This window comes from Ihubacter massiliensis (assembly GCF_024125305.1).
GTDB lineage: Bacteria > Bacillota > Clostridia > Peptostreptococcales > Anaerovoracaceae > Hominibacterium > Hominibacterium faecale.
In genome coordinates this window covers 1661182-1684691 of the sequence record NZ_JAMXVH010000001.1, presented here as the reverse complement: position 1 = coordinate 1684691, position 23510 = coordinate 1661182, and the positions used below count along the sequence as shown (strand labels likewise).

21 protein-coding genes are annotated in these 23510 nt (G+C 47.9%); 20 read left to right on the top strand and 1 reads right to left on the bottom strand.

Annotated elements, in window-relative coordinates:
* Nucleotides 1-100 precede the first annotated feature (100 nt).
* On the top strand, nucleotides 101-1117 hold the full coding sequence (locus tag NIA71_RS07705; RefSeq protein WP_253020103.1) for a cation diffusion facilitator family transporter: 1017 nt from the start codon (nucleotides 101-103) through the stop codon (nucleotides 1115-1117).
* A gap of 33 nt (nucleotides 1118-1150) precedes the next feature.
* On the opposite strand, the gene NIA71_RS07700 is transcribed toward NIA71_RS07705, so the two are convergent.
* Nucleotides 1151-2071: a LysR family transcriptional regulator gene (locus NIA71_RS07700; RefSeq protein ID WP_148397245.1), complete on the bottom strand. Its 921-nt coding sequence runs from the start codon at nucleotides 2069-2071 to the stop codon at nucleotides 1151-1153.
* Nucleotides 2072-2286: 215 nt separating this feature from the next.
* Between NIA71_RS07700 and NIA71_RS07695 the strand changes: the two genes are divergently transcribed.
* From NIA71_RS07695 to NIA71_RS07605, 19 genes are all read left to right on the top strand, one after another.
* On the top strand, nucleotides 2287-3342 hold the full coding sequence (locus tag NIA71_RS07695) for a sigma 54-interacting transcriptional regulator (RefSeq protein ID WP_253020102.1): 1056 nt from the start codon (nucleotides 2287-2289) through the stop codon (nucleotides 3340-3342).
* Between the two features lie 10 nt (nucleotides 3343-3352).
* Nucleotides 3353-3778: a hypothetical protein gene (locus tag NIA71_RS07690; protein WP_253020101.1), complete on the top strand. Its 426-nt coding sequence runs from the start codon at nucleotides 3353-3355 to the stop codon at nucleotides 3776-3778.
* Between the two features lie 361 nt (nucleotides 3779-4139).
* A complete protein-coding gene (locus NIA71_RS07685) occupies nucleotides 4140-4976 on the top strand; it encodes an SDR family oxidoreductase (RefSeq protein ID WP_253020100.1) in 837 nt (278 codons plus the stop codon).
* Nucleotides 4977-5016: 40 nt separating this feature from the next.
* On the top strand, nucleotides 5017-5613 hold the full coding sequence (locus tag NIA71_RS07680) for a DUF1097 family protein (protein WP_253020099.1): 597 nt from the start codon (nucleotides 5017-5019) through the stop codon (nucleotides 5611-5613).
* Between the two features lie 69 nt (nucleotides 5614-5682).
* Nucleotides 5683-6615, top strand: a complete 933-nt coding sequence (locus tag NIA71_RS07675) for a cyclase family protein (protein ID WP_253020098.1) — start codon at nucleotides 5683-5685, stop codon at nucleotides 6613-6615.
* Nucleotides 6616-6696: 81 nt separating this feature from the next.
* Nucleotides 6697-8124: an amidohydrolase gene (locus NIA71_RS07670; protein WP_253020097.1), complete on the top strand. Its 1428-nt coding sequence runs from the start codon at nucleotides 6697-6699 to the stop codon at nucleotides 8122-8124.
* A gap of 93 nt (nucleotides 8125-8217) precedes the next feature.
* On the top strand, nucleotides 8218-8784 hold the full coding sequence (locus NIA71_RS07665; RefSeq protein ID WP_253020096.1) for a DUF305 domain-containing protein: 567 nt from the start codon (nucleotides 8218-8220) through the stop codon (nucleotides 8782-8784).
* 467 nt (nucleotides 8785-9251) lie between these two features.
* Complete coding sequence (locus NIA71_RS07660; protein ID WP_253020095.1) at nucleotides 9252-10163, top strand: Rpn family recombination-promoting nuclease/putative transposase; 912 nt, start codon at nucleotides 9252-9254, stop codon at nucleotides 10161-10163.
* 370 nt (nucleotides 10164-10533) lie between these two features.
* A complete protein-coding gene (locus NIA71_RS07655) occupies nucleotides 10534-11217 on the top strand; it encodes a response regulator transcription factor (RefSeq protein WP_336246094.1) in 684 nt (227 codons plus the stop codon).
* On the top strand, nucleotides 11214-12131 hold the full coding sequence (locus tag NIA71_RS07650) for a sensor histidine kinase (RefSeq protein ID WP_253020094.1): 918 nt from the start codon (nucleotides 11214-11216) through the stop codon (nucleotides 12129-12131). The genes NIA71_RS07655 and NIA71_RS07650 overlap by 4 nt, the downstream gene beginning before the upstream one ends.
* A 107-nt stretch (nucleotides 12132-12238) precedes the next feature.
* Nucleotides 12239-12919, top strand: coding sequence for an ABC transporter ATP-binding protein (locus NIA71_RS07645; protein ID WP_148397254.1), 681 nt, complete (start codon nucleotides 12239-12241; stop codon nucleotides 12917-12919).
* The gene (locus NIA71_RS07640) at nucleotides 12913-15405 is read left to right on the top strand and encodes an ABC transporter permease (protein ID WP_253020093.1); all 2493 of its coding nucleotides are present in this window, start codon (nucleotides 12913-12915) and stop codon (nucleotides 15403-15405) included. The genes NIA71_RS07645 and NIA71_RS07640 overlap by 7 nt, the downstream gene beginning before the upstream one ends.
* A gap of 62 nt (nucleotides 15406-15467) precedes the next feature.
* Nucleotides 15468-17651 carry an ATP-dependent helicase gene (locus NIA71_RS07635; RefSeq protein ID WP_148397256.1) on the top strand — a complete coding sequence of 728 codons (2184 nt, stop codon included), beginning with the start codon at nucleotides 15468-15470 and terminating at the stop codon, nucleotides 17649-17651.
* A 32-nt stretch (nucleotides 17652-17683) separates the two neighbouring features.
* Nucleotides 17684-18343 carry a response regulator transcription factor gene (locus tag NIA71_RS07630; protein WP_148397257.1) on the top strand — a complete coding sequence of 220 codons (660 nt, stop codon included), beginning with the start codon at nucleotides 17684-17686 and terminating at the stop codon, nucleotides 18341-18343.
* Nucleotides 18340-19782, top strand: coding sequence for a sensor histidine kinase (locus tag NIA71_RS07625; RefSeq protein ID WP_148397258.1), 1443 nt, complete (start codon nucleotides 18340-18342; stop codon nucleotides 19780-19782). Before NIA71_RS07630 ends, NIA71_RS07625 begins: the two co-directional genes overlap by 4 nt.
* A complete protein-coding gene (locus NIA71_RS07620) occupies nucleotides 19769-20413 on the top strand; it encodes a hypothetical protein (protein WP_148397259.1) in 645 nt (214 codons plus the stop codon). Before NIA71_RS07625 ends, NIA71_RS07620 begins: the two co-directional genes overlap by 14 nt.
* 154 nt (nucleotides 20414-20567) lie before the next feature.
* Nucleotides 20568-21290, top strand: a complete 723-nt coding sequence (locus tag NIA71_RS07615; protein WP_253020092.1) for a M15 family metallopeptidase — start codon at nucleotides 20568-20570, stop codon at nucleotides 21288-21290.
* Nucleotides 21291-21357: 67 nt separating this feature from the next.
* A complete protein-coding gene (locus tag NIA71_RS07610; protein ID WP_253020091.1) occupies nucleotides 21358-22725 on the top strand; it encodes a MurT ligase domain-containing protein in 1368 nt (455 codons plus the stop codon).
* The gene (locus NIA71_RS07605) at nucleotides 22694-23410 is read left to right on the top strand and encodes a type 1 glutamine amidotransferase (protein WP_253020090.1); all 717 of its coding nucleotides are present in this window, start codon (nucleotides 22694-22696) and stop codon (nucleotides 23408-23410) included. The genes NIA71_RS07610 and NIA71_RS07605 overlap by 32 nt, the downstream gene beginning before the upstream one ends.
* Nucleotides 23411-23510: the final 100 nt, after the last annotated feature.

Below are 23510 nucleotides of genomic sequence, written 5' to 3'. Positions count from 1 at the left end.
TACCTTATTATTAGTGTATTGTTTCACTGACGTTTGGGAAAATTTCTTTCCCGCGTTTTCCTCCAGCGTCGATGCGGCCATGCACTAGGAGGTAGAAATCGTGGAAACGAATTTAAAGTTGGAAAAAAAGATTCTAAATTTATCCTTTGCAGGAAGCGCTGCATTTCTGCTGGCGGAGATTTTTTTCGCAGTCATAACAGGTTCCAATGCAATCTTAATGGATTGTGTTTTTGATATCGCGGATTTAATCATGATTGGCCCCTTTATGGTATTAGTGCCGCTGCTGTACAAGCCTGTTACAGAAAAAAGGCCCTACGGGTTTTCCCAAGTAGAATCTTTGTTTGTTATTATTAAGTATGCCTTGCTGATGGGTGTGGACATCATCCTGATTATCGACAGTGTTCACCTCGTTCTCGATGGAGGAAACGAAGTCAACGCAACGATCATCGCCATTTTTGAACTGGTGGTTTCTGCGGCATGTGTGGCTATGTACATAATACTGAGCCGCATCAATAAAAAATATTCGTCCCCGTCCATTAAGGCGGAAATCTATATCTGGAAGCTGGATGCCCTTAGTACCTTGGGAGTTGGAGCCGCCTTCCTCATCAAGCTGGTGCTGGACCATACACCTCTGTCTATCATAGGGCCTTATGTGGATCCGGGTATTGCCATTCTTCTGGCGCTGATTCTGTTGAAAGAGCCGGTGATCATGATCCTTGATTCCTTGAAAAGTTTGGTGCTCTTTGCACCGGAAGAGGACATTGTTAATAAAGTAAAGGAAACCTGCGAGGCACATCTGAAAGAATATGGATACTACATTAACTTTCTCGATATTATCAAGACTGGAAGAAAGATCTGGGCGGAGGTCTATATCGTCTTAGACGAGGATTGGATCAGCGTTTCCAAATTAAAGGAGGCCCACAAACAGATTACAGAGGAACTGTCCAAAGAATTTGATAGCATCTTTGTTGAGCTGATTCCGGATGTGGAAAAGGCCAGGGAGGAAAATGTGCTGAAAATGCAGGCTGCCAGGCGGCAGGATAAAATTGACTATGTCAACGAACGTGAGCGGAAGCAGCAGGACAAGAAGGCCAGAAGGCTGGAGAAAAAAGAGTGACAGCAGAAACATATGCATGTACCGAAAGACGACCTACGGAGCTAGGGGGCTTTTCCCGTTGCTGCGGCCGGTTGACAGGATTTTCAGGCTGTTCATAAAATCCGGCTGCTTAACCTGTGCTTTAATGGATTCGATCAGGGTGTTGACAATGTTGGTATCGGCTTTTTCCTGCCAAATACATCCCATCTTTAAGGTAAAGGCGCAGGGCAAAAACTCTGGAGAAAGAACTTGAAATTCATCCGTCATCATCGACTCTGGCAGGAGTGAAACGGCAAGTCCGGACCGGACGCAATCGGCAATATTGTCCATGACAGTGCTTGTAAATCGTATTTGAAAATCAAGTCTGGTTTTTTTCAGGCAATAAAGAGAGTGGTTGTTGATGATGCAATCATCGGAAAACAGTGCGATGGGGATTGGTGCGTCGGGTTCATGCTCAAACTGTTTGCTGCAGACCCAATAGAGCCCTTCTTCCCAAAGAAGCACCTCTTCGCCATATTCCGGCTCCATGGCTGCAATGGCAAATTGAATCTTCCCTTCATCAACTTTTTTTCGGATTTCCCTGCTCCTGGAAAACACAGTAGAAAAATTAAAATGAGGAAGCTTTTCTTGTATCTTGGGATAAAAGGATTGTAGAAACAGGCGCGAATAATCGGTAGGAATGGCCAGCGTCATGTCACCGCCCCAATCCGAATCGGACATAGAATTGAAAGCAGCATCATTGAGCGCCAAGATGCGCTGTGCGTAATCGACAAGGGTTTCACCGGCCTTGGTTAGAATCAATGTGTTCTTGCTGCGGATAAATAAAGGCGCGTCGATCTGCTCTTCCAACTTTTTTATTTGTGTGCTCACCGCAGAATGGGAACGATAAGTAAGCTCTGCGGTCGCATTTAATTTTCCCGTCTCAGCAGCGATCAAAAATGTGTTCAAATATTCCAAATTCAGACGTTTTTTCATAAGGGTTCACCTCGATATACCCATTAAAACAACTTTTTTCTATTGTGCCACAAAAAAAGAAGCGGATCAATAGCAACAGGATCCGATGCAAGATCCCAAATCTTTGAATGTTCTATTCGAATTCCTGTAATGGATAAACTGCAAACAGCAGATTATAATGAGGGCATATATGAATATTTTGCTGTTTGAATGGAATTGCATTATGGAGGCGGAACATGAAAGACATGGGGACAAAGCTGGTTGATCGGATCCAGGAATTTACGGAAATCTTGGATCGGGTCGGGTTTAACTATGAATTTGATTTGGAAAACCCAAGCGGCGAGGAGGGGGTATTGGAGATCGTTGACGAACTGGTTCGCATTTCATCCAGGCTGGTCAACGTCTTTTTTTATTCCCCCGACAGCATTTGTCTGGCCGATGCCGATGGAAAGATGCTGGCAGTGAATAAAGCCTTTGAACATACAGTAGGCGCCGCTGCGGAAGAAGTGGTGGGAAGAAATGTGAGCGAGCTGGAAGCGCAAGGCATCTTTCGTCCCTCTGTTTTAAGGCTGGTGAAAGAAGAAAACCGGCCCATTTCCGTTTTGCAGATTGGCAAGCACGGGGAATACATTATTGTTACCGGAGTGCCCATAACTGATAAAGATGGAAAGCCTGAAATGCTGCTTTCCAATGCCCGGCGGGCAGAAGACATAGAAGGGCTGTATGCCTATGTGGACAAGAAAAAGAAAAAGGGAAAAGAGGAAATCCAGGCTTTTTCCGATGACGTCATTATGGAGAGCGAACCGATGAAACGCATTAAAATCGTCGCTGAACAAATCAAGGACACGGATGCCACCATCCTGATCACTGGCCCGTCAGGAGTGGGGAAAGGCGTTCTGGCCAAGTACATCCATAATATCAGCCGCAGATCCAAAAGGCCGATGGTGGAAATAAATTGCGGCGCCATACCGGACAATCTGTTGGAGTCCGAGCTTTTCGGCTACGCTGCCGGAGCCTTCACAGGGGCCAGCGCCAACGGAAAGGAAGGGCTGATCGAATCAGCGGACGGCGGAACGCTGCTCCTTGATGAAATCGGCGAACTGCCGCTTCTCTTACAGGTCAAGCTGTTGAAAGTCATCCAGGACAAGCAGATCATGCGCATCGGTTCCATGGTGCCAAAAGAAGTAAATGTAAGGATCATCGCAGCGACCAACCGTGATTTAATGGCCCCTGGTAAAAGAGGGTGCGTTCCGGGCCGATCTTTTTTACCGGCTCAACGTGATACCAATTGAAATCCCGCCGTTGAAAGATCGAGAGGAGGATATTGACGCCGCTGTCGCGTATTTTATTAAAAAATTTTCCTGGAAGTATAACCGGTCGGTGGAATGTACGAAAGAATTTATGCACGCGGTTATGAACTATGAATGGCCGGGAAATATGCGGGAACTGGAAAACTACATCGAGCGGGCTGTCCTCACGTCCAAAGATGGAGTCCTCCATATGGATGGGCAGGCAGCGATGGACTTTGAAGCCATCGATTACGATCAACTGCTTAATTCCAACAAAAACGATAAGTTCCATGAACTGCAAAGCTATTTGGAAGTTGTGGAAGGTAAGGTCATCAAAGAACTTTATGAGAAATATCGCAGCAGTTATAAAGTGGCGGCCGAGCTGGGCGTCAGCCAATCAAAGGCTTATCGGCTGATCAAAAAATACTGCTGCAAATAGTTCTTTGGCAGGTAAAGGCAATGTTAAGTTGATTTAGACTTAAAAAGCCTCATAGATATTGAAAACGGAAGGATAAGCCTTTTTAAGTTGCAAATGACTTATTTCAGTCCGTTCCAATTTAAACGGCTGGACAAATCAAAAAGAGACAGGGACATCGAAAAAAGATGATCCCTGTTTTTTATTGAAATTGAGCGCTTTAAGCGTTTTCGGCCAGAGAAACAGGAATCGTTTGGCACAGCAGTTGCGTTAAGTATGAGTACTTGAAATTATTTGAACATTCAAAATTATGCCAGAAACGATGAAAGGAGGTAATAGGAAAACAGTTTTTGTTCGATGTGAATTTAACCAGGAGGTAACTTTAATGAAGAATTATGTGGATGGTAAAGTAATCGTTATCACAGGCGCGTCCGATGGATTTGGCAGATCGCTTGCGCAGAAAACAGCGGAAATGGGAGCAAAGGTTGTCTGTGCGGCAAGAAGAGAAGAAAAACTGAAAGAAATCGTGGACGGAATCAAGGCAAAAGGCCAGTCCGCCGAGTATGTCGTTACTGATGTCAGCGACAGAAAACAGGTTGAACACATGATCGATTTTGCAGTCAAAACCTATGGCGCGGTAGATGTCCTTGTAAATAACGCAGGTATTATGCCGCTGGCATTCTTTGAGGATCACCATAAAGCCATTGAAAAATGGGAAAGATGTATTGACACCAACACAAAAGGAACTCTGTTCGGAATCTGTGCAGTATATGATCAAATGATCAAGCAGGGTCACGGACATATTATCAATCTGGACTCCATTTATGGAAACTGGCCGTCCAGAGGAGCGGCCGTATACGGTATGACGAAGAATGGCAACGGTTTCCTGGCAGATGCTCTCAGACTGGAAAGCAAAGGCAAGATCAACGTTACAACGGTACGGCCGACCGGATGCCGACCCACTGGACTGACTGGGCAGGTGGTAAATCCGAAAGCGATCGAAGGGATTCTGGTAGAGAGCAGCTTGGATGATTATTTCGCAATTGAACAGAGCATTAACGAAGGCAAGGAATCGGAATACAGCGACCCGGAAAGCATGAAATACTTTGTACTGAGCGCGGATATTCTTGTTGATTCCATGATCTACTGCATCAATCAGCCTTTGGGCGTATCCATCTCCGATATCACCGTTCGCGCAACCGGCGAGTATTACATGATTTAAAGACGATGCCGGTTGTGAGGACAGGAAGGAGGATATCCCAATGAGTGAAAACTCTGTAAAGACGGTAGAACGAATTCCGATGATGTGGGCGGTGGGCATTACTGTAATGATATCGCTGCCGTTCGGATCGTTTCTCGGCACCTACAATTTTTCCTTATGGATCTCCTTTATTGTATGGGCGGAGTATTTTGTACTGGGAGCAACTCCAGCCACTGCAAAGCTGATTTTTCCGTCGATTCCTTTCGGAGCGGCCATGGGAGTCGGATGGTGCATCTGCGCGGCTGTCGTGGAAGGATTTTTACCAGTATGGATGCAGGAACAGAACTTCTGGGGAATGTTTCTGACAACGCCGATCTGGCTTCCGGGTCTGATCTTTACCATGAACAAATGGAAGCCGTGGGTCGAAGGAACGCTGGCTACCTTCAACGGATTCAGCCTGTTTCTGGGAGTATACGGCACAGGCTGTTATCCCCAGGTGGGCCCGCTGGACAACATCTACTGGGTGATCATCTTATCCTGGCTGTGGACCGTTGCCATGTGCTATTTTGGCTGGGTGCTGGGCTGGCTCAATGTGACCCTGACCTTTCCTAAAAAGGTGCCGGCGGACCAGAAAGAGGAAGATCAGCAGAGCAGCTGATCTGGCAACTATTAAAACATATGAACCGTTATCGTATACATTGATCGTGAAAAAGAGAGGAGAAGCAAGATGTGTAATTTTAAACCAAGAGACCTGAAATGTGCAAAAAGCCCATGGGGTGAAACCGATGAAATCGGCAGATTGAATTTACTTACGGACGTTAGCAGAGAAGATGTTTTGAGGTCCATCGATCCCAGAAAAACTTACAGCCTCTGTAACGACTGGTTTATGGGAATGCCGTCATGGAAGGCGGCGGGAGACGTTCATTATCAGATTTGGATGACCCATACGCCCAACGGAACACGGATTAAAGATCAGCTGGTTGCCACTGAGGAAGCCAAGCAGCTAAATGCTTACTCCGGAGATACGGTTCTAATGTATACGCACTGCGGAACACATATCGACGCGTTAAGCCACTTTGGCTACAATGGTACAATTTGGAACGGATATAAAGAAGAAGAGTACCTGGGTGCGAGAGGCTGGACCGTCTGCGGCGTAGACAAATTCCCTCTGATCATTTCCAAGGCTGTCATGATCGATGTTGCCGCATATAAAGGCGTAGATGTGCTGCCGGATGAATACGGTATTACAGCGGATGAAATCAAGGAAGTCCTGAAAGCACAGAACGTCTCCATCAGCAAGGGAGATACGGTTATGATCCGTACAGGCAGACAGAATGTATGGCCGGACTGCGCAAAATATGAAGCTTGGGAACCGGGCATTACAGTAGATGCGGCCGAATACCTGGCAGGCGAAGGAGCAATGATCATCGGTGCGGACAATATCGCCCTGGAACAGCTGCCATCACCGGAAAATGACCAGAACTACTTCCCGGTACATTCCTATCTTTTCTCAGAAGTAGGTGTTCCCATCATTGAGGTTCTGAATCTGAATGAGTTATCAAGAGACAAAGTTTACGAATGCGGCTTCTTCCTCAATGTACTCGGGCTGCAGGGAGCTACGGCAGCGCCGATTACACCTTTTGCGATTCCATTTAAATAAAGCTTCCAATTAGTATTGATCAGATAGAGCCTGCCCGGCAGGCTCTATTTTTAACAAATTGCAACAGAGAAATGAGGTGGAATGATGAATAGTCTAGTAATGAAACAGCAGCTCAAAGCATGGGCCGGCGCTCATGCTGAAGAATACTTGAAAATAGCGGACGATATATGGAATCATCCGGAGCTTTCCATGCAGGAATTTCATTGCAGCGGATTGATCAAAGACAAACTCAGAGCGGAGGGCTTTACAGTGGAAGAAGGCACAGGCGGGATGCCGACTGCGTTCCTGGCAACCTATTCTTATGGAACGGGAAAGCCAGTGATTGGCATCAACTGTGAATATGACTCACTGCCGGGATTGTCCCAATCGTGCTGCTCAACCAGCAAAAATCCTATTACAGAAGGTGCCCCTGGCCAAGGCTGCGGACACAATTTGCTGGGAACGGCAGCGCTGAAGACAGCGGTTGCACTGCGCTATTTGCTGGAGGAGGAAACGATCAGCGGCACGATTAAAGTGATCGGCGCTCCGGCAGAGGAAATGTGCGTGGGAAAGCCTTTTTTAGGAAAAGCAGGAGCCTTGAAAGGGATGGATGTAATTTTGGATTGGCATCCCTGGTCCAGTAACCGGGCTGATTATGACAGCTGTCTGGCATATTTCAACGTCAAATTCCATTTTAAAGGTAAGACCAGTCATGGAAATTCGCCGTGGCACGGCAGAAGCGCGCTTGATGCGGCGATGATTATGGGAACGGCAAGTGAATATTTACGGGAGCATACTTATCCCGGCAACCCGCCGGACGGCGCCAATACTTTTAACTATACCTTTTCAGATACAGGTCCTGAATTTGCCAGCGTAGTACCGGACCGGGCATCGATTTGGTATGTGGGGCGGTATGAAACGGTGGCGGACGCCAAGGAAGGGCTGCGGCGAATTACCAACTGCGCAAAAGGCGCTGCTATGGCTACAGAGACAGAAGTGAGGAGCGAACTGATAACTTTTACCAATCATAAGCTGCGAAACAAAACCCTGGCGGAAGTCATGCATAAAAATTTTCAGGAGATTGGACCGCCGGACTTTACAGAAGAGGAACAGCGTCAGGCAAAAGAAATCCAAAAGAATTTCGGCATCTCAGAAACTGGCCTTGCCACAGACATTCAGCCATTTGGCGGCGGATATTCTATCGTTTGCGATACATCCGAGTACAGTTGGAATGCGCCGTATGCAGTGGCCTGGATCACTCTGGCGCCGGAGAACATCGGGTGGCATAACTGGGGCGTGGCCTATTGCGCCAACAACTCCATGGGCATCAAGTGCATGGACAAAGCGGTCGAACTGCTGACCTGCACAGCGGTTGACCTGCTGTCTGATCCTCAGCTCATCCAAAAGGCCAAGGAGGAATTTAAGGAGCGAAAAGGCGGTCAGGATTATGAATGCCAGCTGCCGGATGATCTATGCCCGCCTTTGGAATTGAACAAAGAAACGATGGGAAAATATCCGGTGGAAAAATAGAAAAACGGGTCTCTCATGAAAGAAAGCCCAGGTAAACGCCCTTCTCACCTTTGACCCCAAACGGGCATATAGTAAGCTGAGGAGGGTTTCATTATGAATAAACAAACAGGGCTGAGCTGTGCTGCCGAAATGTATCTGTGCGCATATGAAGGAATTTTAATTGATATGATGCTGGGCATGAGCGGCGTCAGGCCTGCGGACAGCATATCGGAGAATTTCATCGCGCAGATGATTCCCCATCATCAGGCCGCCATTGCCATGTCGAGAAATATTCTCAGATATACGGACAATGAAGAACTGAAAGAGATTGCCAGAGGGATTATTTCAAGCCAGACGGAGAGTATCGAAGATATGCGGGACATCGCATGTTCCTGCGGCAGACAGATCAATGGCAGAACGGAATTAAACCGATACCAGTGCAAGGTGAACACCATCATACAAGTGATGTTTTCAGAAATGATCAATACCGGAGCAGACAACTGCATCAACTGCGATTTTCTGCGGGAAATGATTCCCCACCATATGGGAGCTGTGCGGATGTCGAGAAATGCCCTTGACTTTGATATATGCCCCCAGCTAAAGCCGATTCTGACTGCGATTATTGTTTCTCAGGAGGAAGGCATTCAGCAGATGAGGGAGCTTTTGCAGAAACTAAACTAGACTGCGGACAATAAGAAATGTTTTAACAAAAGGCCCCGTATCCACCTATGGGGCCTTTTTGATGGTGCGCAGGAAATATGGGCAATGATCGTTTTGAAAGATCTGCACTGCCGCTTTCTGCCAGAAACAGACCCTGCAGACCTACAACTTTGCGAAAATGATGCCGTTTTTTCCAAAAGCTTTCCGCAATTTGGTCCCTTGTGGACTTGAAGCGGTTGCCCGCAATCCGGCGTCTCATGGATTTTTCGCGATGTGATGCTTTGCCGGTTTGAAGCAGTTTTCTGGTATCCGGCGCCTTTTCAATAAGCCCTTCCTTTCCCAGCCAGGAGGTTATCCGCTTTTTGTTTGCAAAAAGTGGAAATATATTACATTTGTGAATTGACAAAATATGTAAAATATGTTAAAGTAAAAATATACCAATTAAGAAAGGGGGCTTACATATCGCACTCAATTTAAAAAACGATCTTTTGTTCAAAGCCGTCTATGGCCGGGAAGATGAGGAATGCAAACAGGCGCTGATCGCCGTGCTCAATCTCATCCTGGACCGGAAAGACAATCCCATTACGGGAATCATCTACAAGAATCCCTTCAATGTTCGGGAAAACGAGACGCAAAAAGAATCCATCCTGGACATTAAAGCGGAAACGGAGCAGGGTGAAGTTCTGGATCTGGAAATTCATCTTCTCTACGATGCGGACTTCATTCACCGCAACGTTTATTATCATGGCGGAATGATCACCCAGGCATTGGAATCGGGCGAAGAGTATGTTAAGATAAAGAAAACCATCAGTATCTTTATCGTGGATTTTTGCCTGTTTCCGCAGACGGACCAGTATGCCAGCAAGTTTCTTTTCAAAGAAGAGCGGGAAAACTTTGTGTTGACGGAGCTGGTGGAACTGCATTATCTGGAGCTGCCCAAAGTCAACCCCGGCCGGAAGAAAACGGCGGGCGAGCTGACGAAGCTGGAGCGTTATCTGGAATACCTGCGCTGCGCGGGAGACGCGTCTTGCCGGGAGTATCTGGAGGATCTGCGAAGTCAGGGAGGAAAGGAGATTGCCATGACGGAAAAACTATTGCGAAAGGCTACGGCTGACGAAATCGTCCGTGAGCAGGCGATTGCGAGAGACAAATTCCGCTTACAGCAGCACTGCCGTGAAGTACAGTTTAAGAAAGGCCTGGCTCAGGCGTTTGAGGATGGACAGAAGGAAGGAATCGCCCAGGGGCGTTCACAAGGGATTTCGCAAGGGATCTCACAAGGAAAGGAAGAAGGACAGAAAGAGCTGGTACGGAATCTGGCTGCCAGCGGCATGGAAAGACAGCAAATTGCCAGGATGACAAAGCTATCTCTGGAAACGGTCGAAGCCTGGCTAGAAGGCTGACCAAATCTGCCGCCGGGTGGGACCGGCATCATTCAGGCAGAGCAAGCTTCCTCCATGAGGAGGAAGAATACAAAGTTTAAAAGTACCCACTTTTAAGCAAGCAGTAAGGCAAAGCCGCCGAAGCTGGTTGCTTTTTTTATTATGCAGGAAATATCAAAGAACGTACCTTGCGAAGCGTCGCTGCTTGTCAGCGACATGTGTGCATAGGAATCTTTGATTCCGTCATGCACGCGTTTTTTAAATTTGGAGCTGTCGCAAGGAGGGCGGTCCAAGGCTCGCCAGGCCGGTTTCCATTGGCGCGTTGTCTTTCTAAAAAAACTCCGCTATAATTGAACTAGAAAATTATAGGATCGACAAAAAATAGGAGACGATGATGAAGCATATCATGATCTTAGAAGACGATACGGATTTGGCGGCGGGAATTCAAATATCGCTGAAGGGCGATGACCTGAAATTTACTTGCTGCAAGAGTGTGGAGGAAGCGAAAGAAAATTTAAAAGAACGCGCCTTCGATCTGCTGATCCTGGACGTGAACCTGCCCGACGGGAGCGGTTTTCAATTGTGCCAGGAAATTCGGAGAACCAGCAAAGTGCCCATTCTTCTGCTGACAGCAAGGGACATGGAGCTGGATATTGTCAGAGGACTGGAGTCCGGCGCCGACGACTACATCACAAAGCCGTTCAGCACCATGATTTTAAGAGCCAGGATCCGGGCGCTGCTGCGGCGGACCGTCGATGAGCAGGAAAGCGAATATCGGAAGGGAGCCTTCCGCTTTATCTTTTCAACCATGGATTTTTATAAAGACGGAGCGCGAGTGGAGCTGAGCAGAACGGAGCAGCGGATTTTGTATTTGCTGGTTTTTAACGAAGGACATATTATTACGAGAGAACGGCTGCTGGAATGGGTATGGCCGGAAGGAACGGAATATGTGGAAGACAACGCATTGTCCGTAGGGATCGGCAGGCTGCGGGACAAGCTGGAGGAACAATCCTCAAAACCAATCCACATCAAAACCATCTATGGAAAAGGGTACCTATGGGAGAATCCGTCATGAGCGCCCTGCCGGCTGTCTTACTATTGGTGATTGGGATTCTGGTTATCCTTGTGCTTTTCCTATGGAGGGATCGGAACCAATGGAAAAAAGCGCTGCATCAAATTCTTCGGAGATTGGATCTGGCCATTTCAGGCACAGAGCAGGAGGCTGCCTGCGATGAATCGCTGGACTCAGCGATCACAGAGAAACTCAATCAACTGATCGTGATCACAAAAATGAACTGTGAAGATGCCCAGCGGGACAAAAACCTGGTGAAAGGGCTGCTATCGGATATTTCCCATCAAGTGAGGACGCCTCTTACCAACATCATGCTTTATGCGGGGATCCTGAAAGAAAACTGTGGTACCGATGACAATAAAAAAATGGCAGAACAGATCCAACAGCAATCTGAAAAGCTGAATTTTTTCATGAAAGAGCTGGTACGATCATCCTATCTTGAGACGGAGATGATTTCAGCGGAAGTAGAAAGAAACTCCATCGACCAGCTGATTGGACAGGCATGCCAATCCATTGAACTATCAGCTTTAAAAAAGCATATTGTTTTGGAAATCGAAGAATGTGGGAAGTATGGCTGGTTTGATTTGAAATGGACCAGAGAGGCGCTGGTCAATGTGCTGGATAACGGTGTGAAATACTCGCCGGAAGGGTCTGTCATAAAAGTAGCGACAGAGTTTTATGACAGCTTTTTTTGCATCAAGGTGGCCGATCAGGGGATCGGCATCGAAGAAAAGGAACAGGGAGCCATCTTTCAACGCTTTTATCGTTCGCCCCGGGTGGCAAAAGAACAGGGACTGGGAATCGGCCTTTATCTTGCGCGGGAAATCGTGGAAAAACAGAACGGCTACATGAAGGTCCAGTCGGCTCTCGGGGAAGGGACTACCTTTTACATCTTCCTTCCTTATCACAAAACATAGATGCAGTCCTCCCAATTTCTAAATCTGTCAAAGCTGTCAGATTTGGGACAGATTTGAGACAGAATCTTTTGGTAAAGTAAGGCCAAAAGACGAAAGGAAGATTTGGAATGGAAATATTAAAAACAATAGACCTGAAGAAATACTATTCCCTTGGAGAAGCTACGGTCAAAGCCCTGGACGGAGTTTCTCTCACTGTCTCCAAGGGTGAATTTGTAGCTGTAGTCGGCAGCTCCGGCAGCGGCAAATCCACGCTGCTCCATATGCTGGGAGGCCTGGATGACCCCACCGGCGGGACCGTCACAGTAGACGGCAAGCATTTGGAAAAAATGGGGAAGGATGAACGGACCATTTTCCGGCGCAGGAAAATCGGCTTTGTCTTTCAGAACTATAATCTGCTGCCCCTGATGAATGTCTACGAAAACATTGTGCTGCCCATCCAGCTGGATGGACTGGCGCCCGATAAACAGTACGTGGAAAGTATCATCAATCTGCTGGGGCTGTCAGAAAAGAAATATGCCATGCCCGGCCAATTATCGGGAGGGCAGCAGCAGCGGGTAGCGCTGGCCAGAGCTCTGGCGGCCAAACCGGCAATCATTCTGGCAGATGAACCGACCGGAAATCTGGACAGCAGGACCAGTCTGGATGTTTTAGGTCTGATTAAAGTGACCAGCGAAAAATACCATCAGACGGTGATCATGATTACCCATGACCCGGAAATCGCGCAAATGGCGGGAAGGATCATCCGCATTGAGGACGGCCGAATCGTCGGAGGTGAGTCCTCATGGTAAAGGTAGATAATCAGAAGGTCATTTTCCAAATTGCAAAAACAACCTATAAGGCCAACAAAAAAAGAAATATACTCACCATAATCGCCATTGTCTTGACCACATTCCTGATTATATCCATATTGGGCATCGGCATCGGATACTGGAATATGCTGTCAGACCGTTCTGTGAAAATGGAAGGGATGGATTATGACATTGAATTGACAGAGCCCACAGAAAAACAGGTGGAGGCCGCTGGCAATATGGAACAGGTCAAATATGCGGGAGTCAATGTGAAATGCGCGATTATTGAAAGCGCTTATGAAAAAAAGGTGGCGAAAACACAACTGTTCTGGGCAGACCAAACCTGCTGGAGGGACCAATGCCTGCCGGCCTTCGCATCGATTGAAGGGGCCTATCCCCAAAAGAAACGGGACCTCCTTCTTTCTGAGTCAGCCCTGAAGGATATGGGCATAACCGATCCCCAGCCGGGGATGAAAATTCCGGTCACTTACTATCCATTAAATGAAAGAAAAAATTTGATTGATCCCCTTTCCTATGAATTCCGGCTGTGCGGATTTTTTAAAGATTACACAGGACGGGCCAGAGGATTCGTTTCTCAGGAGTTTTATCAAGATACCGGCGCCAAACAGACGGATTTCACACAAGGATCGTTGAAAATCACCTTGAACAACTCTCTGTACAGCCAAAAGACAATTCTAAACATGCAGGAAGCGCTGGAGCTGGAAAACAAACAGATGCTGATCGCCGATGATCGGATGCTGACTGACTTTATCAAGACAATGGCAGTTCTTCTGCTGCTTCTGCTGATGATCTTTGCAAGCGGTTATCTGTTTATTTATAATACGTTGTATATCTGTGTAGCCAAAGACATCCGCTATTACGGCCAGCTGAAAACCGTGGGCATGACGTCGGTTCAGCTGAAAAAAATCATTTATCTGCAGGCCGTCTGGAATTCCGGCTTTGGAATCCCCATCGGCTTGCTGGCCGGACTGCTCACATCGGTAAAAGTCATTCCCGCCGTGCTTGCCATGGTAAGCCCCGAACTGTCCTCCATCGCGGAATTTGAAGTGCAGCCTCTGCTCTTTGTCATCGCGGCTCTGTTCTCTCTGCTTACCGTTTTTGCCGGATGCAGAAAACCGGCTTTGATCGCAGGAGATTGTTCGCCCATCGAGGCAACCCGTTATGTAGGCATGCCTGCAAAGGGAAAGGCTCGCAAAAGCGTCAATGGATTACGGGTGATGGCATGGAGAAATATGTTCCGGGATAAAAAGCAGGCCGTGATTATTCTCGCTTCCTTTGTGATTTCTTTGGTGATCTTCCTGACCATTCTTGTGGTCATACAGGAAAATAACGCAAAAAGAATCTTAGACGAGATTATGTCCTATGATCTGAAGATTTTAAATGAAGCCGCCCTGGAAGAACGGCAGCCCATTCTGACCCAGGATAAGATCGATGAAGTAAGCGGGGTAGAGGGGGTCAGCCAGGTTCGCAAGGTCTATTCGGATACGATATCGATCCCATATCAAGAAGAGGTGTTGGGTGAGTTTTATAAGGACTTGTATCAGTCCAGATATTCCCCGGGCAATTATAAGGAGGATATCTCTGGGTATAAGCAGGGCCAAGCCTTGCAGATGAACTTGTTCAAAACCCGCATTGTCGCCATAGATGAAGCTGGTTTTGATGCATTAAATAAAAGTACCAAAAACACATTGGATCGTGAACAGTTTGAAGCAGGAAAGATTGGGGTGCTGTGTCCGTTTATCGGCATAAATCCAAAGGACGCCGTGGGAAAGAAGATGACCTTTTCCTTGGAAAATGGAAAAGAGGCGCATACCATTCAGATCGCAGGGGTCGGCGAGAACCCGGCCTATTTTGCAGGCGGCTACACACCAGAACTGATCGTCAGCGAGAAGTTCCTGAAAACCATTTCTAAAAAACCCATTGTGGAGCTGATCGATGTGGATTACAGCCAGTCCTATGACAAAACCACGGAGCGGAGCATTAAAGAAATTTTTCAAAACAGCGACTCCCTTTCCTATGAATCAAAATTGGATCGATATGACCAAATGCTGGATACGGAAAAGCAGATCAAGGTCCTTGGAACAGGCATCGGCTTGATTTTAGCCCTGCTTGCGGTTTTGAACTTTGTGAACATGATGGCGGCCGGCGTACAAAACCGCAGACAAGAGCTGGCTGCTTTGGAAAGCATCGGAATGACTTCAAAACAAATTAAAAAGACCCTGTCGGCGGAGGGATTGGGGTATGGGGTGATTTCCATCATCGGGGCATTGATTCTGGGCGTTCCTGTCAGCTACATGGTATTCCAAAGCATGAACCTTTACAACATGAGCTTTTCCATGCCCATACTGGCAAATGCCGGGTTGTTCCTTGTGATCCTGTTGATCTGCATGATCGTTCCTCCATGGATCTACCGAGTGTCGGAAAAAGAGAGTATTTTGGAAAGATTGCGGGAAGAGGGGGAATAAAGCAAACGTATGTGCTATAATAAAGTACATATGTTTGTGCGGAGAGTGGAAAGGAGTTATGAGTGGAAGACCTGTTGGAAGGATTAAATAATGCCCAATATGAGGCGGTTACAAGTACCGAAGGCATGATCCGCGTCGTTGCCGGCGCGGGTTCGGGAAAAACGAGGGCCTTATCCAGACGCTTTGCGTTCCTGGTTAACGAGATCGGCATTCTGCCGGGGAATATTTTATGCGTTACCTTTACCAATAAATCGGCCAACGAAATGCGGCAGCGGATACATAATCTGACGGGAGATAAGGACACCGGCTATATCAATACCTTTCACGGGTTCTGCGTTTCCATCCTCCAGGAGGACAGCCACGCGGTCCAGTATCCCAAGAGCTTTCTGGTACTGGATAATTCCGATATTGACGCCATGCTCAAAATCATCTATGAAGAAAAAGGGCTCACCTTGCGGGACATGACCTTTTCCAAGGCCCGCGATCTGATCGAGATCATAAAGCTGAAGGAGCGCCCGGACTATTACCTGGATATGATCACCATGTCCCTGGACGTTTTGCGTCAAAAGTACGAGGAGGCCCTTTCGCCCAAGGACATGATCTTTTATGGCTATCTTTATCAGGAAAAGAAGTGCTTTGGGCTGGATTACAACGATCTGATCAAATTCTGCCTCTATATCTTTGAGCAGCATGAAGCGATCCGGCTGAAATGGCAAAAACGCCTGGAATACATCATGATCGATGAGTTTCAGGATATTGATCCGCCCCAGTATCAGCTGATGGAAGTTCTGTGCGGCCATCACAAAAACTTGTTCATTGTCGGTGATCCCGATCAGACCATCTACACCTGGCGGGGTGCCGATGTGAGATACCTGCTGGACTTTGACAAAAAGTTTTCCAATGTGAAGACGATCATGATGATGGAAAACTATCGCTCCACGCCGCAGATTCTGTCGGCGGCTAATTCGCTGATCGATAAAAATAAAAACCGTATTAAAAAAGATTTGATACCAACCCTTGGCGGAGGCGAAAAAGTCTGCTGCCATTATGGAGCGGATGGGGATGAAGAGGCCGGCTGGATCGCCGGACAGATTGAAGCCCTGAAGAATAGGGGCGCTGCCTACAGGGAAATCACGGTTTTGTACCGGGCCCACTATGTTACCAGGGCCATTGAAGAGGCCATGCTCAAGGCGGAGATCCCTTATACCATATACAGCGGCGTTCCCTTCTTCGGCCGGGCAGAGATCAAAGACGCCTTGTCCTATCTGCGGATGATTGCTTACCAGGATGACCTGTCATTCCTGCGGATTGCCAATGTACCCAAAAGACAGCTGGGAGAGCGGCGCATGAAATTCATCAAAGACCATGCAAAGAACACAGGGCGGTCGCTCTATCAGGCATTGAAAGACACCATCGACGATCCCATTTATAAAGGGACGGAAGCGAAGCAATTCATCACCCTTGTGGAGAAGTATTCGGCCGATTACAGCCGGATGCGGATTTCCGAGCTGTTATCATCTCTGCTCAATGACAGCGGGTATGAAAAAATGCTGCGCACAGAGGGCAGTCAGGAGCGGCTGGATAACCTGGCAGAGCTCAAGCAGTCCCTTCATGAGTATGAAATCAACTGCGGCGAAGAAAGCATGCTGGAGCATTATCTGGCCCATGCAGCCTTGTTTTCCAACAGCGATACGGCGGACCGGCAGCAGGATAAGGTCAAACTGATGACCGTCCATGCAGCCAAAGGCCTGGAGTTTCCTTACGTTTTTTTATGCGGCATGAACGAAGGGATTTTCCCTTCCCGCAGAGTGAGAACCCAGCCGGCCATGGAAGAGGAGCGCCGTCTCGCCTTTGTTGCCATGACCCGGGCTGAAAAAAAGCTATATCTCACAGGAGCAGACGGCCGCAACCTGGACGGTTCGCCCCGCTACCCATCCAGATTTGTTTTTAATATTGATCAGGATTTGCTGGAATACACCGCGCCCAGGAAAGAAGAACTGATAAAAGCGGCCCGGGATTATATTCAGTCGTCTGACCAGCAGCTGGATGAGGCAGAAACATGCGCGGCCTTTTCGGCAGGCCAGCGGGTACAGCACCGCTTCTTTGGCAAGGGGACGATCGTCGAAACGGACCTGGATAAAAAAGCATACATGATCCAGTTTGACGAGATGGACACCACAAGAGCCATCACCTTTAAAACAAAGCTTTCAATCTTGAAGGATGATACAACTATGATGCAAGATTGATGTAATCTGATAGTTGAAAGGAGGCGGACGATTTGAACCGAATACTGATTGTAGAAGATGAAAAACCGATCTCCGATTTGATCCGCATGAGCCTGACCAACGCCGGGTACCACTGCGCCTGCGCCGGTGATGGGGAGGCTGCCGCAGATCTTTTGGAAAAAGGGGCTTTTGACCTGGTCCTCCTGGATATCATGCTGCCGAAGGTCGATGGATACGAATTACTCGCCTATATCAAACCGCTGGAAATGCCAGTGATTTTTCTCACGGCCAAAGGTGCGGTGGACGATAAGGTCAGGGGATTGCGAATGGGCGCGGAAGACTACATTACCAAACCCTTTGAGATCATGGAGCTTCTGGCGAGAGTGGAAACCGTACTCCGCCGTTACAACAAAGCCCAGCAGACGCTGTCCATATATGATATTACGGTTGATACCCGCTCGCGCATTGTGAAAAAAGACGGCGCGGCGGTAAAGCTTACAGTAAAGGAGTATGATTTGCTGCTGCTGTTTCTGCAGAATAAAAACATTGCCCTGTTTCGGGACCGCATTTATGAGGCGGTCTGGGGCGATACCCTCATTGGCGACAGCCGCACAGTGGACCTTCATATTCAGCGAATGCGCAAGAAGCTGGGGCTGGAAGATAAATTGGTACCTGTTTACAAAGTCGGTTACCGGCTGGAGGTGGATGAGTGAAGTTCTTTTGGAAATTGTTTTTCAGTTTGATGATCGTTTCCATGACCTTTTTTAGTATCGGCGGCTATTGGATGATTCAATCGAGTTTCCGCGCATCACTGGATCGGGAGGTTTCCATGGCTTACCATGAAAACGGAATCCTCTCCGATGCGCTGCAGCAGAGTCTGGATGGAAAGCCTAATTCCATCTATCGAAGAGAGCAGACCAAGGACGAAAGTTACAAGCTGATCGAACGGATCACCGATGCTACGATTGTGGAGAGTTCGGGGAAAGTAATTCCCTATTCCATCAAAGATGCAAAAGGCAGCGTCTATGCCGGCCGGGACTTGCTGGATTCTTCCAATACACTGGTACAGAGCCTGGACCGGACAAAAAGAGGCTATAAAATTACGGAAAATGATGGCGTTTACTATATTTTGTGCGCAAGTCCGCTGGAAATGCTGGACCTGCCTTTTTATATTGAAAGCTATCGGGAGATTACCCCTTTGTTCAGCAACCGGCAGGCCCAGTATCGGAGCTATATTTCCCTGCTGCTGCTGCTGTTTGTCATCAGCGCCGTCATCACCCTGGCTGTCAGCGCGTGGCTGATGCGGCCCATAAAAAAACTGTCAAAAGCGGCCATGCAGCTGTCCGGCGGCCGGCCCATACCGCCGGTGCCGGTGTACAGCAAAGACGAAATCGGCCGGCTGACCCAGGAGTTTAACCGTATGGCCGGCAAGCTGGCGGAAAACGTGGAGGAATTAAAGGATGCGGCTCAGAGGCAGGAGCTGTTTATCAGCAGCTTTAACCACGAACTAAAGACCCCATTGACCTCCATGATCGGCTATGGGGATTTGCTGCGATCGAGAAAGCTGTCCGAAGAACAGGCCATTCTCTGTGCCAATCAGATCGTTCAGGAGGGAAGGCGGCTGGAGAAGCTATCCACCATGCTGATGGATCTGATGGTTTTAAAAAAGCAGCAGATCCAGCGCGGGCCGGTGTCCGCCCGGCTCTTTTTCAATTCTGTGCGCAATACAGTCATTCCCATTATGGAAAAGAAAGCGATCGATTTTCAGCTCTCTGTCCAGGAGGCGACTCTCTTTCTGGCTCCCGATCTGATGAAAACGGTCTGCATCAATTTGTTGGACAATGCCTATAAGGCCGTGGAACATGGCGGAAAGATCCGGCTTGCGGGTATGGGCAGGGAAGACTCCTACGAAATCATTGTCTCCGACAATGGGTGCGGCATCCCTCCGGATGAGCTGGCAAAGGTTACGGAAGCCTTTTACATGGTGGACAAAGCCAGATCCAGAGCAGGCGGGGGAGCCGGCCTGGGGCTGGCGATCTGCCGTCAGATTGTCCAGGCCCACCAGGGCGAGCTGGAGCTGTCCAGCAGCCAGAACCATGGAACAAAGGTGACCATTCGTCTGAAAGGTGGTGATGATGATGAATCGGTTTAGAACTGTTTTGCCGTGTCTCATTGCCGGATTGCTGCTGTCCATGTCCATCGCCATTCCCATTGTTCTTTCCAATGTGCAGGATGAGGCCCTGCTCAGCGGGGTAAAGACAGAAGCCATCTCCCAGGATACGCAAAATAACCGCAAGAAAACCGGTATCTCCATTTCAGAGCGGCTTGATCTGGTGCGGGGCGGCAATGTCTCCAGAGTCAGCACCTATCGCACTGACAAAGATCCCAATAATTTGTCTTTAAAAGATGAGCCTGTAAACCAGATTTTACAGGAGGCGGAAAAGCTGCAGGAACGGGGAGGATTTCCGGTTTTCGATCTGCGCAAAGGCTTTCAAAAGAACAGCAATATGAGTAAGGTTACCTTTATCTCATATGAAGGCTGGGAGGTGTCCATCTTTATATTGACCGTTTTTGTTTCGGATGCTGTTTATGATATCCTGGCGGACGCAGACACCTACACCATATATCAGTATGAGGTTGGGCTGGAGAAGGCTGCGCAGATGCCCATGGATAAAAAAACCGTTTCTGCAGTTTTTTCTGATTACCTGTCCATCAGCAGGGAGCAGTTTAAAACCCTGTATTCCTTTTCCACAGATGATCGAATTACGCTGGCATTAAGATAATCTTCATAAAATGATGCATGTATGATACAAGTCTGCTCGGATTTTTACGCATCCCCTTTGTAAGCTGTTGCAAAGGGGATTTTTAATTGCTGCGGAAATATCGCCTTTCGACAGGGGCGGTATTTCCACGAAGAAAGATTGAGGAGAGCAAAACATGGGAAAACAAATACAAGCAGTAATTTTGATCGGCGCTGCCGCGCTGCTGATGATGGCCATCCTGTTCCTTCAGGCCCAGCAGCAGGAGAAGGCGGCCGATTCCATATCAGTCGTCAAGGGAGAAACGATTGAAAGGCAGGCGCAGCAAGAAGGGCCTGATAAGAGCGATCCGCTGCTCACATTGGTCAATTTTGAGAGACCGATTCCTGAGGACTGGAAGGTGGATTTGGTGCAGCTTGATCATGGACAATCCATCGACCGACGGGCATATCCTAATTTGCAAAAAATGATCAATGATGCCAGAGACCAAGGACTGGACCCTCTAATCTGTTCCTCTTATCGAACCAATGCCTTCCAAAAACAATTGTTTCATGAACAGGTAACCGCATACCAAAATCGGGGACTTTCGAAAAAAGAAGCTGAAAAAGAAGCTGCAGTGTGGGTTGCGGTGCCCGGGACCAGTGAACATCAGCTGGGTCTTGCGGTGGACCTGGTTTCCTTGAGCAATCAGAATTTGAATCACAGCCAGGAAAATACGGCCCTGCAGAAATGGTTGATGAAAAACTCCTGGAAATACGGTTTTATCCTCCGCTATCCGTCGGACAAAAGCAGCATTACCGGCATCGGCTATGAACCCTGGCATTATCGCTATGTGGGAAAGAAGGCCGCCAAAGCAATTTATGAACAAGGCGTATGTTTAGAAGAATATTTGCAGAAATAGGACAATAAAATGAATACAAGTGTATTAACACTATAGCAAAGAACCCACCAGAAAAGGAGATTTGATCATGCACATAAGAAGATTGATCGCCGTATGGAGCGCGCACTTGATTAAATGGGCGTGCCGCATAATCGGAAAACAAGGAGAAACCCTCGCAGGCAAAGCGGCCCTGTTCATCGATCCGGGCATTTTAACCGCATTGGCAAAAGAGGTTCGAAATAGTATCATCGTGGTCTGCGGCACCAACGGAAAATCAACGACCAATACCCTGCTGGCTTCGGTGCTGGAAGCAGAAGGGGGTAAGGTCATCTGCAACCGGACTGGTTCCAATATGCTCAGTGGGGTGGCATCTGCCTTTGTCCTGGGAGCTGGAGCCGGCGGCCATTTGGACGCGGATTATGCCTGCATTGAAATTGACGAAGCGTCTGCCGTCAAGGTAATTCCCCATTTCAAACCAGACTGCATGATCCTGACCAATCTTTTTCCAGATCAGCTGGACCGTTACGGAGATATGGACGCTGCTATGGAACTGCTCTCCCGGGCAATTGAGCTGGCTCCAAAGATGAAGCTTTTAATCAATGGCGACGAACCTGTGTCCGCTTACCTGGCCCGTAAAAACCAAAATCCGGTGTTTACCTATGGGATTGGAGCAAAGGTATGGGAATGCCAGGACACAAAGGAGATCCGCGCCGGCCAGTTCTGCAAGTGCTGCGGAGAAAAACTGCAATATCGTTTTTACCACTACAGTCAGTTGGGCGATTATTATTGTCCAAAATGCGACTTTCGGAGGCCGGCTCTCGATTTCGACGCAGCGCAAGTCCGCTTTTCCGAGGGCATGTCCTTTTCCATCCGCGATTATCGGGTAGAGACTGACTGGGAAGATTTCTACAGCGTCTATAATCTGCTGGCGGTCTACAGCGCAGCCTATCTTGCCGGCGCGCCTCTGAAAAATTTCAATCAGGTACTGGAACACTACAAGCCGCCCTTGGGCCGTAATGAGCGGTTTGAGATTGGAGGTACGAATGTCATGCTCAAACTGGCCAAAAACCAGGTGGGATTTGACCAGAATATCCGCGCGCTGCTAACCGACCCTCTGCCCAAGGATTTGATCATTGTGATCAATGATAATAGCCAGGACGGGACGGATGTTTCCTGGATTTGGGACGTTGATTTCGGCAGATTGGGCGCAGCCAACCCAGCTTCAGTTACAGTCAGCGGCATCCGCTGTCTGGACATGTGCCTGCGGCTGAAATATGCGGAAATGGCTTCCGAAATCGAACCAGACCTGGAAACGGCCATCCGCTCAAAACTGAAAGACGGGGCTGGGAATCTATATCTACTTGTCAATTATACGGGGCTATATGCAGCCCATAAAATTTTGCGGAGAATGGAGGGAAAGAGCGATGAATCTTACAATCGGACATCTGTATCCTGATCTTTTGAATCTCTGCGGCGGCAGGGGCAACATTCAGTGCCTTATGAAACGCTGCTTGTGGAGAGGTGTCAAGGCAGAAATAAAGGAATGCTCTTTAATGGATAAACTGGATTTTGCAGACCTGGATTTGGTGCTTTTAGGAGGAGGTCCCGATCAGCAGCAGTACCAGGCATGCAGCCGCCTGCGCGACTTCCGTAATGAATTTCAAGCGTATATTGAAGATTATGGAGTCGTAATTGCACTTTGCGGAGGATATCAAATGCTGGGACACTACTATGATACGGAGGGAGGCAGAACTGCAGGCCTTTCTTTACTCGATTTATATACAAAAGAAAATAAGCAGAGGGCTATCGGTAATATTGTTCTTGAAAATTCCAGATTTCAGCTGCCAATCGTGGGGTTTGAAAATCATAGAGGACGGACCTATATCGGAGATAACCGGCCTTTGGGAAAGGTGCTCTATGGAAAGGGAAATAATGGGGAGGATAAGACGGAGGGGGTGATTTATAAAAACGTGGTCGGAACCCACCTTCACGGGCCGCTGCTGCCCAACAATCCCCATATCTGCGATTATCTGATTTCCAATGCTTTGGAGCGTAAATACGGCCAGGGACGGCTGCAGCCTTTGGACGATGAAAAAGAGCTGGAGGTAAACCAGTCTTTATACAAGCGGTTTGTAGGATGAAAACAAGTTAGAAAATTCAATTAATTTTGATTAGTTAAATATTTTTTATTGACTCGACCTGAGAAAATCCTTTATACTAAAACAAATAAGGCATTTTTTG